11 protein-coding genes are annotated in these 12,688 nt (G+C 54.4%); 7 read left to right on the top strand and 4 right to left on the bottom strand.

Annotation, left to right across the window (positions count from 1 at the left end; all coding sequences use genetic code 11):
- The first annotated feature begins 18 nt into the window (after positions 1–18).
- The 5 genes from AQ1_RS06150 (at position 19) to AQ1_RS06130 (ending at position 4,378) form a co-directional block, all read left to right on the top strand.
- Complete coding sequence (locus AQ1_RS06150) at positions 19–1,122, top strand: enoyl-CoA hydratase/isomerase family protein (protein WP_042085404.1); 1,104 nt, start codon at positions 19–21, stop codon at positions 1,120–1,122.
- A 65-nt stretch (positions 1,123–1,187) separates the two neighbouring features.
- Positions 1,188–2,075 carry a 3-hydroxyisobutyrate dehydrogenase gene (gene mmsB / locus AQ1_RS06145; RefSeq protein ID WP_042085403.1) on the top strand — a complete coding sequence of 296 codons (888 nt, stop codon included), beginning with the start codon at positions 1,188–1,190 and terminating at the stop codon, positions 2,073–2,075.
- Between the two features lie 110 nt (positions 2,076–2,185).
- The gene (locus AQ1_RS06140; RefSeq protein WP_042085402.1) at positions 2,186–2,698 is read left to right on the top strand and encodes a MarR family winged helix-turn-helix transcriptional regulator; all 513 of its coding nucleotides are present in this window, start codon (positions 2,186–2,188) and stop codon (positions 2,696–2,698) included.
- Positions 2,699–2,905: 207 nt separating this feature from the next.
- Positions 2,906–4,141, top strand: coding sequence for a 5-aminolevulinate synthase (hemA, locus tag AQ1_RS06135; RefSeq protein WP_042085401.1), 1,236 nt, complete (start codon positions 2,906–2,908; stop codon positions 4,139–4,141).
- 18 nt (positions 4,142–4,159) lie between these two features.
- Positions 4,160–4,378 carry a DUF6898 family protein gene (locus AQ1_RS06130; RefSeq protein WP_042085400.1) on the top strand — a complete coding sequence of 73 codons (219 nt, stop codon included), beginning with the start codon at positions 4,160–4,162 and terminating at the stop codon, positions 4,376–4,378.
- Between the two features lie 166 nt (positions 4,379–4,544).
- Here AQ1_RS06130 and AQ1_RS06125 read toward each other — a convergent pair whose 3' ends face one another.
- The 4 genes from AQ1_RS06125 to AQ1_RS06110 all read right to left on the bottom strand — a co-directional run bounded on the left by AQ1_RS06125 (position 4,545) and on the right by AQ1_RS06110 (position 10,514).
- Positions 4,545–5,315 (bottom strand): hypothetical protein, encoded by a 771-nt coding sequence (locus AQ1_RS06125; protein WP_042085399.1) that lies wholly within the window; start codon positions 5,313–5,315, stop codon positions 4,545–4,547.
- Positions 5,299–6,822, bottom strand: coding sequence for a dGTP triphosphohydrolase (gene dgt / locus AQ1_RS06120; protein ID WP_052371043.1), 1,524 nt, complete (start codon positions 6,820–6,822; stop codon positions 5,299–5,301). The genes AQ1_RS06125 and dgt overlap by 17 nt, the downstream gene beginning before the upstream one ends.
- Before the next feature lie 541 nt (positions 6,823–7,363).
- Positions 7,364–9,676, bottom strand: a complete 2,313-nt coding sequence (locus AQ1_RS06115; RefSeq protein WP_042085398.1) for a xanthine dehydrogenase family protein molybdopterin-binding subunit — start codon at positions 9,674–9,676, stop codon at positions 7,364–7,366.
- 46 nt (positions 9,677–9,722) lie between these two features.
- Positions 9,723–10,514, bottom strand: coding sequence for a class II aldolase/adducin family protein (locus AQ1_RS06110; protein ID WP_042085395.1), 792 nt, complete (start codon positions 10,512–10,514; stop codon positions 9,723–9,725).
- 193 nt (positions 10,515–10,707) lie between these two features.
- Between AQ1_RS06110 and moaA the strand changes: the two genes are divergently transcribed.
- Together moaA and AQ1_RS06100 are read left to right on the top strand one after the other, a co-directional pair.
- Positions 10,708–11,784, top strand: coding sequence for a GTP 3',8-cyclase MoaA (gene moaA / locus AQ1_RS06105; protein WP_042085392.1), 1,077 nt, complete (start codon positions 10,708–10,710; stop codon positions 11,782–11,784).
- A gap of 132 nt (positions 11,785–11,916) precedes the next feature.
- Positions 11,917–12,687 (top strand): NAD kinase, encoded by a 771-nt coding sequence (locus AQ1_RS06100; protein ID WP_042085389.1) that lies wholly within the window; start codon positions 11,917–11,919, stop codon positions 12,685–12,687.
- Position 12,688 lies beyond the last annotated feature (1 nt).

Below are 12,688 nucleotides of genomic sequence, written 5' to 3'. Positions count from 1 at the left end.
TAATCATGAGGACATAGCGTGAATTCAACCCCTCCAGAAAGCCTCGATGTCGTCTTTTCAAAAGCCGGTCGAATTGGCTTCATCCTGCTCAATCGCCCCCGCGCCCTCAATGCCCTTACCCGCGATATGTGCGTGATGATCAGGCATCAGCTTGATCTTTGGGCCAATGATCCCGCCGTCGATGCGGTGATCATCGAGGGCGAAGGCGAAAAGGCCTTTTGCGCGGGCGGCGATGTGGTGCAGGTGGCCCGGGCCGCTCAGGCCGAACGCAAGGGCTTGTCTGAGGCGGATGCGGATAGCGAAAGCTGGCGCTTTTTCCATGACGAATATCAGATGAACAGTGCTATCGGCCATTTCAAAAAACCGATCATCTCTTTTCTCGATGGCATCACCATGGGTGGCGGCGTGGGCATTTCAGTGCATGGCGCTTATCGTGTGGCAACGGATCGCACGCTTTTTGCCATGCCTGAAACCGGGCTGGGGCTGATCCCCGATGTGGGCGGCTCCTTTTTTCTGCCGCGCCTGCCCGATTTCACCGGGCTTTATCTGGCCCTTGGCGGGCATCGCCTGAAAGCGGACGATTGCCTGCATCTGGGGCTAGTAACCCATATCATCCCCCATGAACGGCTGATCGATCTGAAGGCCCGGCTGGTGGAATCCAAAGGGCCTTTGGGCCTCGCGGAAACCGGTGTGACCCTTGATGATCTGGCGATCACCCCACAGGACCCCGCCCCCCTTTCCGGCCGCCATGCCCAGATTGCCCGCCATTTCAGCCTCTCCAGCGTGGGCGAGATCATCGATTCTTTGGAGCAGGATCAATCCCAATGGGCGCAGGAAATCTATGCTGATCTGCTCAAAAAATCGCCCACCTCGCTGGAACTGAGCTTCAAGGCCTTTCATCAGGGCAAGGATCTCAACCTCGATGATTGCCTGCGCATGGAATATCGCATCGTCAATCGCATTCTATCCATGGACGACGATTTTTTTGAAGGCGTACGCGCCCTTCTTATCGAAAAGGATCACAAGCCGCACTGGTCGCCCGCCCGTCTTGCAGACATCGATCCAAAGGGCATCGAGGCTCATTTTGCCGATCTGGGGCCGCGCGAACTGATCTTATCCTGATCAATAAAAACCTGACCGCTTATGGCCTAACTGCTTATGGCCTAACTGCTTATGGGGAGTGAACAATGACACAAATCGGATTCATCGGGCTTGGGAATATGGGCCTGCCGATGGCGCTCAATCTGGTAAAAGCGGGGCACGAGGTTCTGGGGCTCGATCTTAGCCCCAGCCAGACCAAAGCCCTCGTGGATGCGGGCGGCAAGGCGGCGGCCGATCTCGCCATGATCGCCACCTGCCCGGTGATCATCAGCATGCTGCCAGCGGGTAAGCATGTCCGCGAAGTTTATCTGGGCGAGAATGGGCTGATCGCCCATGCCGCCCCCGATACGCTGCTGATCGATAGCTCGACCATTGATGTTGAAACCGCGCGCGCGGTCTCTGAAAACGCCACCAAAGCCGGGCTTAAAATGATCGATGCCCCGGTTTCAGGCGGTGTGGCCGGGGCGCAGGCGGGCACCCTTACCTTCATGGTGGGGGGTAATGAAACGGCTTTTGATGCCGCCCAGCCCTATTTATCGATCATGGGGGCCAAAATCATTCATGCGGGCGACCCCGGCAATGGGCAGGCGGCCAAATTATGCAATAATATGCTGCTGGCTATTTCCATGATCGGCGTTTCCGAAGCCTTTTCCCTTGCCCGCAGGCTGGGGCTGCCGGATCAGAAATTTTTCGATATCGCCAATACATCATCGGGTCAGTGCTGGTCTTTGAGCAGCTATTGCCCGGTTCCCGGCCCTGTTCCCTCTTCGCCCGCCAATCGCGATTATCAGCCGGGCTTTGCCGTGGATATGATGCTCAAAGATTTAAAACTTGCTAAAGAAGCCATCGAAGCGACTGCAACTGATGCGAAACTGGGTATTCATGCCTTCGATATTTATTCTAAACTCTCGGCAGATGGGCAAGGCGGACGTGACTTTTCAGCCATCTTTCCCATGATTGAAAAAGAGAAATAGAATAAAAATATCGCTAAATTTCCAGCAAAACCATCATAAGGATTAAGTCTTTTTTGTAGTTTTACTCCTAAATTTTGCTGGAAACTTTGGATTCTCAGGAGACAGACGGCATGACCATGCAGCCGGGCACGGCGGGATTGATCGGCGACGAAACACCCGAAGCCCAGACAAAGGCCCTTTTCCTCGATTGTTTGGCATTGGTCGAGCGCTTGCATAGGCGGCTGCTCGATGTGCTGAAAGATCATCTTGATCGCGAAGGCTGTTCCGATCTCAATCCGGTACAGGCGCTTTTGGTTTATAATATCGGCGAGCATGAAATGACCGCCGGTGAATTGAAAAGCCGGGGCTATTATCAGGGCTCCAATGTGTCTTATAATCTCAAAAAACTGGTTGAGATGGGCTATATCGATCATCAGCGCGCCGAGCATGATCGCCGGGCCGTGCGCATTTCACTTACCGATCGCGGCTATAAAATCCGCAAGCTGATCGATTCCATGTATCTGGAACAGCTTGATGAACTGCTGCAGGATGGGCTGATCAATTCCGATGAAATGATCGCACTGCGCCGCAATCTGCGCAATCTGGAGCGCTTCTGGAGCGATCGCCTGCGCTTTGCCATTTAAGCCCACCACAAAAGGCCTGGCTGCGACAATTGATCCGAGGGTGCTTTGCGCCCTTGTTTCCCATCATTGCTTTATGATTATATGATGGCTGATCATGTTTGTGTTGACGGATAAGCTGCATGCTAGGGCCATAGTCTGGCCCCTGCATAAAAGCTGGCCAGCCCCAAACATGCCGCCAATAAAGCAGCCGATAAAGCGGGCAAGACAATGGATTATGAGCGGATATTCTCGGATGCGATTTCTGCCGTGAAGGCAGAAGGCCGCTATCGTGTTTTTGCCGATATCGTCCGCCGGCGCGGCGAATTCCCCCGCGCTGATCGCTTTGGCGCTGGCGATGATGGCCGCCCGCTGGGCGATAATGCCCGTCCGGTTACGGTGTGGTGTTCCAATGATTATCTGGGCATGGGCCAGCATGAAACGGTGCTCAGGGCAATGCACGAAGCTCTGGATCATTGTGGTGCCGGTGCCGGTGGCACCCGCAATATCGCGGGCACCAATCATTATCATGTGATGCTGGAACAGGAACTGGCCGATCTGCATGGAAAAGAAGCCGCCCTGCTCTTTACATCGGGCTATATTTCCAATGAAGCCACGCTGTCCACCCTTGCCCGGCTTTTGCCCGGCTGCATCGTTTTTTCCGATCAATTCAACCATGCCTCGATGATCCAGGGTGTTCGCCAATCCGGTGCGGAAAAACACATCTTTCGCCATAATGATCTGGAACATCTTGAAGATTTGCTCGCTGCCGCCGATCCGGCCCGGCCCAAGCTGGTGGCCTTTGAATCCGTTTATTCCATGGATGGCGATATTGCGCCCATTGGGGCCATTTGCGATCTGGCCCAAAAATATGGGGCCATGACCTATCTGGACGAGGTTCATGCCGTCGGGCTTTATGGCCCCCGTGGCGGCGGAATTGCCGATCGCGATGGGGTGATGCATCGGCTGGATGTGATCGAAGGCACGCTGGGCAAGGCTTTTGGCGTCATGGGTGGCTATATCGCAGCCAGCCAGGCTTTGGTGGATGTGGTGCGGTCTTATGCTTCAGGCTTCATTTTCACCACGGCCCTTGCCCCGGTTTTGGCGGCGGGCGCTTTGGCGAGTGTCAGGCACCTGAAAAACAGCGGGATCGAGCGTCAAAAGCATCAAAAGCAGGCCGCTCTGTTAAAGCAAAAGCTGGCTGATGCGGGTTTGCCGGTGATGCCATCGGAAAGCCATATCGTGCCTTTGATGGTGGGCGATCCGGTGATGACCAAGCATGTCACCGATTATCTGCTGGATGAATTTGCCATTTATGTGCAGCCGATCAACTATCCCACGGTCCCCCGGGGCACGGAACGCTTGCGGCTCACCCCGGGCCCGATGCATAGTGAAGCCATGATGGATGATCTGGTCTCGGCCCTTGGCATCATCTGGGAGCGTTTGAAGCTGCGACGCGCTGCCTGATTTTTTTGGAAAACCCCGATGGGAAAATCTGAGTCCTATCTGATTGAATTTATCTCATCGGGCAAAGCCTTGAAGGTCACCGCCGTTGATCCTGAAAGCGGCACGGAAGCCAGCATCGTTGGTGATCCTAAAATGAGCCGCGATGCGCTTTCTAAACTCGCGGTGCAAAAGTTGCTTTATGTGATGAACAAGGCCCAAAATGATCAGGACGATGACCGCCCCGGCATCCTTGTCTAAGGCCATCCAAGGTCACGAAGCCGCCACTACGCCTTCCCCCACTTTATTCGTCAGCCCGCCGCTCTTGCCCAACCCAATAACGACCGCTATCAACCCCAAAAAGCACTGGTCCGAACTGGATGAAAGTTCTGTGGCAGGTCATAAGAAGTAATCCGCAACAGTTATATTATTGTGCGTACGGGAGTTGTAACTGAACATTCCGTTGGAAGGCCGATGGGTCGAACAGGCCATCGCCCTCTGACAAATGATGATTCAACTCTCGCTTCAACGCGTCTATTTCAATAGTTTCAAGGTACCCGGTCTTGAATGATCGGAGCTCTTTATCTCGGAGTGCATCCCATCCGATTTCGTCAATTATCTCAGCCACGAAACGCGAAAGGTTTGGTCCCCATTGGAAGCCTTTGATCAACGCATACCGAAATGCTCGAACTGCATTTCCCTTGGGGTTTGGATTGGGTCGAAGATTGATCTCCAAAATCTTTCGGCCCAGATCATCAAAGTAACCGGGCCTTGCACACAATTTTTTATGCGTAAGATTATAGATGATAGCGTCACAACTAAAGAACGTGACCTTTCGCAAATCTCCTACCGTAAGGACCCGAACATGCTCTTGTAGATGGGCCCAGGTGCGCTGCAGGGGCCATACATCTATTTGCCATCTCTTAGATGGAAGCGCATAACCACCAAAACGATTCACACGCGCACCCATCGCATGCATATGTTTTTCGAACGTCGCTAAATTATATGGATCGATGACGAAATCGAGATCGGATTTGAACCCGGCATTCCCGAACATAGCAACATCGCGCAACATGCCACCGATGAGCACAAGATGACCGTGAATGCGAAGCTCCTTAAGCGTGCGTCGCACATCCTCGCGCCCACGATACGGCGAATTCAGAAAGTATCGAACTCTTTTTTCAAGAAGGTGTTCCATTGACCGGGTGCATTTCACGATAGTGTTTCAAGAAGTCATCATGCAGATCAATACAAAACTGATCCGTCATTCCCGACACCATGTCGGTCAAAAGTTGCATTTCCTTGTACCGGATCGGCAGATTAGCTTTAGGGTGATATTGCTCGATCTTGCCCTCAAAAATTCGGCGATAATTTATAGAAATCCGGCTATATACATAGGCGGAGAATGGCGAGTTCCGCTTGCTGTCGAGGTTCTCGTAGTCTTTGCGGTCACTTATTCCGATCCACAGAAAATCCATCAGGCGGTTGAGCGTATTATATCCATTCAGTTCAATCTCGAGAACTGTCTTGTGGCTAAACGCATTCTGTCGGTCGAACTCTTTCAGGGCATTGCACAAAGCCGCGGCTTGAGAGACTTTGATCAGTTCTCCGTCAAAATCTCCATTGACGATATTATCATAGTTCTTTTTGAACGCGTCCGCGACAGCGGAAACCATTAGGTGAATTGCATTCACTCGGAACTTTTGCGTCGCCACGTCCTGCAACTCGCTGGGGTGCAGCTTCTGCTTGCGGATCTGATCATACTCCCAACGCGATAGTTTGCAAAGATGGCTTACAACCAGGTCAGGGTTGCCTTCTTCATCCTTGAGGTAGCTGAGGGAGGTCAAAAGGTCATTGAGGGACGCCAGTCCCTTCTTGATCGCGTCCTCCGCGTCAAGCACGGAGTACGCGATGTCATCACATGCCTCCATCACCAGTGCGAGCGGGTGACGAGCGTCGCCCTCCAAGCCAACTTTACTCCGGATTCGACCAACTAATTTCTGTTCAGAGGCGAAAAATCCAACTTTTTTGCGCGCCTGTACGCCCTTGTTGATCTTGTCAGACGACGCGACGTATTTCATAAGGGCGGCCAGCGTGCCTAGCGTCAAATTAAGGCCAAGGTCGTCACCAATGACCTGCAGTTTCGTGAGCACACGAAGCGTTTGAGCGTTGCCTTCAAATAGAAGGAAGTCATTCTTATGCTGCTCTGCCAGCCGAGAAACATCTTTCGTAATTTCCGGACTATCGGAATCCATTGGTACAAAAAGAACGTTCGAATTCCTTTTGAACCATGCGCGAATGGCATTTTCCCCCTGATGCCCAAAGGGTGGATTGCCAATATCATGCGCGAGACCAACGGCAGCAAGCGTTGCTGGGATGGACCTGATTGCATCATCAGGCAGTTTATCTTTTAGCGAAACCGCAATTTCAACTCCCAACGACCTTGCAAGGTTCGCGACTTCATAAGAATGGGTTAATCGGGTTCTGATGCTCTCGATGCTTTCAAGCGGAAACACTTGAGTCTTATCGCCCATCCGGCGAAAGGGAGTGGAGAACAAGATGCGGTCGTGATCGCGTTCCTGAGGCAGACGGAACTGCCCTTCGGCAAAGTCTGGCCCCTTCGGCTTGTCATTAGGCGTCGGCGTCGGGTGATTAAGCAAATCCCTAAAGCGTCCCGCGAGAAGCAATTGCGACCAGTCCACCATTTCCCCGACCCCCTCCAAGCTCGCAATTCGTGATGCGCATCCCTACTATATGTCGATGTTTATCAGACTCCGCAGAGATCATCTAGCCATTACGCTTTGCTCCTGCTGCTGCGCCTACATCAGGTTTCCAGATGAGCACGCCAGCCGGAAAAGATTCGTAGAAAGCACTGGATGAACAGGCAGATAACCTGTTCTAAGCTCTTGAATTTCTAAAAAACTGACTTAACCGACGCTCGCTCGGCTTGAGACGAAAGCTGTTCAGCGACGCTAATTGGACCCGGTGCCAGTCGGCGAATTTTGGTCGCCACGGGCTTACCTGTTCCAGACTTAATCCGGGGAGCCATATCCATCTCTCAAGGGCTGAGAATGGGAAAGGGTGGACCCCGGGTCAAGCCCGGGATGACGAAAAAGGGGCCCGGGATGACGATATTTGTGGCCCGGGATGACGAATAAAAGGCGGGCCGGGGTGATGGAAATCGCGGGTCGAGGTGGCACAAATCGTAGCCCGGGCTGACGATAAGAGCCCTGATGATCCAGAATATCAGGCGGCTTTGGCCTCGGCCTTGTTGATTGCTGACCAAATGGCAAAAGGCGTGGCCGGCATATCCAATGCCTTAACCCCTTTTGGAGCCAGCGCATCAAGGATGGCAATCATCACCGAGGGGCAGGCCCCGATGGTTCCCGCCTCGCCACAGCCCTTCAGGCCCAAAGGATTGGTTTGGCATGGAATTTCATTATAGCTGAAATCGATCACCGGCATATCGCCCGCTTTGGGCATGGGATAATCCATGAAACTACCGCTCAAAAGCTGGGCATTTTCATCATAGATCACATCTTCACCCAAAGCCTGCCCGATCCCCTGCACCACCCCGCCATGGACCTGCCCGGCAACCAGCATGGGGTTTATAACGGTTCCGAAATCATCCACCACCGTATAGCGCTTGACCGCCACAACACCGGTTTGGGGATCGATTTCCACCTCGGCGATATGGCAGCCATTGGGAAATGTGGATGCGGATTTGGTATAGCTTGCCGACAGATCGAGCCCCCGCGCCAAAGCTTGGGGCAGATCGGCTTTGGCGGCTTCATCGGCCAGTTCAAAAACTCCCAAACGGCGATTGGTGCCTGAAAGCTCGAAAAATCCATCTTCAAAGCGGATATCATCGGGGCTTGCCTCATAAAGATGCGCCATCACTTCCTTGCCCCGCTCGATCACGCTATCACCCGCGGCGATGCAGGCATTGCCGATCATCTGCAAGGAGCGCGAGCCCCCGGTGCCGCCCCCGGTGTTTTTGATGGCGCTATCCCCTTGCAGAATATCCACCTGATAGGGATCGATCCCCAGGCGATCGGCAAAAACCTGCGCATAGGCGGTTTCATGCCCCTGCCCATTGGATTGGGTGCCCACGCTCACCGATACCCGGCCCGCCTTGGGATCAAAGCTGATATCGATCTCTTCCATCGGGTCGCCAAGGGTGCATTCCACATAATAGGCCATCCCCAGACCCCGCAAAAGCCCGTGCTCAGTGGCCTGCTGACGCCGTGTGGCAAAGCCCGCCCAATCAGCGCGCGCCATAGCATCATGCATATTGCCGGTAAAATCGCCGCTATCGTAAATCGCCCCGGTCACATTTTTATAGGGCATCTGATCGGCACGAACAAAATTGCGGCGGCGGATTTCATCCTGCGATAAGCCCAGATCCATCGCGCCCTGATGGATCAAACGTTCCAACAGATAAGCCGCTTCCGGCCGACCCGCACCCCGATAGGCATCCACCGGAGCGCTATTGGTATAAACCCCGGTCACCTGCTGATGAAAAGCCGGGATATGATAGGGTCCGGGGGCCACCTGCAAGGGGGCAAGGGTGGCAATCGCCGGGCCAAAATTCGATAAACATGCCCCCATATTGGCAATCGTGCGGATGCGATAGCCCAAAATCCGGCCCTCTGGATCAAAAGCCATATCGGCGGTGCTTTTAAGATCGCGGCCATGGGTATCGGATAAAAAGGCTTCCGAGCGATCACAGGTCCATTTCAACGGCTTTTGCAGCAGGCGTGCCGCCTGCATCACCGGCAGATATTCCGAAAACATGAAGGCTTTCATGCCAAAGCCGCCGCCCACATCGGGGGTACACACCCTGATCCGATCGGCATCAATCCCCAAAAGATTGCAAAATCCATTGAGAATGCCCGCCACCCCTTGGGTGCCTATGTGCACTTCAAACCCAGAAGCCTCATCAAAGCGGGCATTGATCGCCCGAGGCTCCATGGAATTGGGGGCCACACGATTATTGGTGATTTCTATGGTTGAAATATGGGCGGCCTGCTCAAAAGCCTGCTCCACAAGCGCCGGATCGCCGGTTTCCCATGTAAAGCTGCGATTGCCGGGCGCATCTTCATAAAGCTGCGGGGCGGTTTCCAACAAAGCCTGCTCACAATCGGCCACGGCATCGCGATCATCATAATCGGCAATGATCAGATCCACAGCTTCGCGCGCGGCGGCAAAGCTTGTGGCCACCACCATCGCCACCGGCTCGCCAGCATAGCGCACCCGCCCGGAAACGAAAATCGGGCGATCTTTTTTCACCATGCCCGGCAGTTTGACATGGCAGGGCACCGGTCCGATCCCGGCGGCGGTCATATCCTCATGGGTCAGCACCAGTTCCACACCGGGAAAACTGCGCGCCGCCGCCACATCCAAAGCCACCAGATCGCCATGCGCCAAGGGCGCGCGCAAAAAGGCGGCATAAAGCTGGCCATCAAAGCTGAGATCATCGGTATAGCGCCCCGCGCCTTTGATAAAGCGCTGGTCTTCCACCCGCCGCATGGATTGACCGATCCCGAACTGCCGCATATCGCTTCCTTTCCGCCGTCTGAACTTTATAGATAGCTGTATTTCATCAATTTCGATAGCCGGGATCAAGGCGATCCGCTTTGCGCCGCAAAGCCGCCCAACTTAGGGCCGCCGGTTGGTCAAAGCCGGTCGCTGCCTGATGGAAAACACGCTGGCCCATGGCTTCATCAAGCACGAGAAGGGGCACCCCGCCCGATTGCGCGGCAATCTGCATTTCACAGGCACGCTGCAGGAAAAACAGGCGCAGAAAAGCCGCCCCCACGGTTTCGCCGATAGTCAAAAGACCATGATTGCGCAGGATCATCAGATGGCGCGTGCCCATATCCGCAACCAACCGCTCTTTTTCTCCGGCTTCCAGGGCCAAGCCTTCATAATCATGATAGCTGATATCGCCCCATTGGGTGAGGGCATCCTGCGTGAGCGGCAAAAGCCCGTCTCGCTGGCTTGCCACCGCCGTGCCCGCCACCGTGTGTACATGCAAAACGCAGCGCGCATCATCGCGGCTTTCATGAAGCGCAGAATGAATGACAAAGCCTGCGGGATTGATGGCATAGGGGCTATCGATCACCTTCTTACCCGCCAGATCGATCTTGACCAGTGATGAGGCCGTCACCTCATCGAAAAACAGGCCAAGCGGATTGATCAGAAAATGATGCTCCGGCCCCGGCACCCGCATTGTCAGATGGGTGAAAATCAATTCATCCCACCCAAAATGAGCCACCAGCCGATAAGCGGCCGCCAGATCCTCACGCGCGGCCCATTCTTCCTTGCTCACCTGATCCCGCAGGCCATCCGGCGATTTTGGGCCTTGATCCACCGCTTGCAATCGATCCGACATCTCATATCCTCTCATGCATTTCAGCCTTGTTTATAACATCGGCGCATTTCATCAAAAAATAAACCCCGCCAAAATAGCGATTTCATATCTGGCCGCCGATCTGGTAAAGAAGGCGATGATGGCTATATAGTCAGCCATAGCGTTCGCCTCGATCAATGTCTCAAACCAGCCTGCCATGGCGATAAGGCCGATCATGTCTGCACTTCATCCCATCCGCCCGCAAAGCCCCAGCAAAAGCCCCAACCAAAGCCAGAGCCAGTTGGTCGATCCTTTCGGGCGGCATGTGGATTATTTGCGGGTTTCCGTTACTGACCGATGCGATTTTCGCTGCGTGTATTGCATGGCGGAAACCATGACCTTTCTGCCCAAGCGTGAGGTGCTGTCGCTGGAAGAACTGGATCGCCTGTGCAGCGCCTTCATTGCCCGGGGTGTGCGAAAACTGCGCATCACCGGCGGCGAGCCGCTGGTGCGCAAGAATATCTTATGGCTGTTTCAGCGCCTGGGCAGGCATCTGGAAGCCGGGGCCCTTGATGATCTGACGCTGACTACCAATGGCAGCCAGCTTACACATTATGCGCCGCAGCTTTATGCCGCCGGGGTGCGGCGGGTGAATGTGTCCCTTGATACCCTTGATCGGGCGAAATTTGCTGCCATCACCCGGCGCGGGCGGCTCGAACAGGTTCTGGATGGGCTTAAGGCCGCCAAAAAAGCCGGATTAGAGATCAAGATCAATGCCGTGGCCCTGCGCGGCATCAATGATCAGGAATTTGATGAGATGATCCGCTTTTGCGGCATCCATGGTTTTGATCTCACCCTGATTGAAACCATGCCATTGGGGGAAATCGAAGAAGACCGCACCGATCGTTATCTGCCCCTGAGCGCGGTGCGCGCTGATCTGGAAAGCCGCTGGACCCTGACCGATAGTGCCTATCGCACCGGCGGCCCGGCCCGCTACATGATCATCAAGGAAACCGGGCGCAAGCTTGGCTTCATCACCCCCCTCACCCATAATTTCTGCGAAGGCTGCAACCGCGTGCGGCTGACCTGTACCGGGCTTTTATATCTGTGTTTGGGCCAGGACGACAAAGCCGATCTGCGCCGCGTACTGCGCGATAAAACCTATGCCAATGATCCCCGCGCCCTTGATGCCGCCCTTGATCTGGCCCTTGATGAAGCCATCAGCCGCAAACCCAAAGGCCATGATTTCGTGATCGAACGCAAGGGCGAAGGCCCCGCCCTTTCCCGCCATATGAGTGTGACCGGGGGCTGAAGATGGAGCTTGGGCGTACTCGGGATCAACCATGATTGCTGCGCTCTATCATCCCTGCCAAAGCAGAAAGCTTGCCAGACCCTATGCGGCTCTGATTAGATGCCTTCCCGATAGCAAGAGCACACAGGATTTATGGTCATTTCCCCCCGCATTGCCTTTATTGCCAGCAGCAGCCCCGAAGCGCAAAGCTCTGCCCAGGCTTTGGAAGCACGCTATGGCAATTGTGGGCCCCAGGACGCCGATGTCATCGTGGCTTTGGGGGGCGATGGTTTCATGCTGCAAACCCTGCATAAAATGATCCACCATAATGTCCCGATTTTTGGGATGAACCGGGGCACGGTGGGCTTTTTGATGAATGAATTTTTCCTTGAAGACCTGCCTGATCGTTTGTCCCAAGCCGATAGCGTCAATCTGCATCCTCTGCGGATGCGGGCTTTCGGCCCGGAAGGGGATGTGCGGGAATATCTGGCCTTCAATGAAGTGGCGCTGTTGCGGGAAACCCGGCAGGCCGGCAAGATCCGTATTACCATCGATGGCAAGGTCCGGATGGAAGAACTGGTGTGTGATGGCATTCTGGTAGCAACACCGGCTGGCAGCACCGCTTATAATTTATCGGCACATGGCCCTATTCTGCCCATTGGTTCCGATATTCTGGCGCTCACACCAATCAGTGCCTTTCGCCCCCGACGCTGGCGAGGCGCGCTTTTAGAAGCGGATGCCCGCATTCTGTTTACCGTTCTGGAAAGCCGAAAAAGGCCGGTTTCAGCCACGGCCGATTTCCACGAAGTGCGCGATATCAAGGCGGTTGAGGTGGAAAATGATCCCAAGATCAGCATCAAATTGCTGTTTGACCCGGAACATAATCTGGACGAACGCATGCTGTTAGAGCAATTCGCCCCCTAAA

Origin of the sequence: Iodidimonas nitroreducens, from assembly GCA_000710935.1 — a bacterium.
Taxonomy (GTDB): Bacteria; Pseudomonadota; Alphaproteobacteria; order Sphingomonadales; family Rhodothalassiaceae; genus Iodidimonas; species Iodidimonas nitroreducens.
This window is presented reverse-complemented; position numbering and strand designations above follow the sequence as displayed.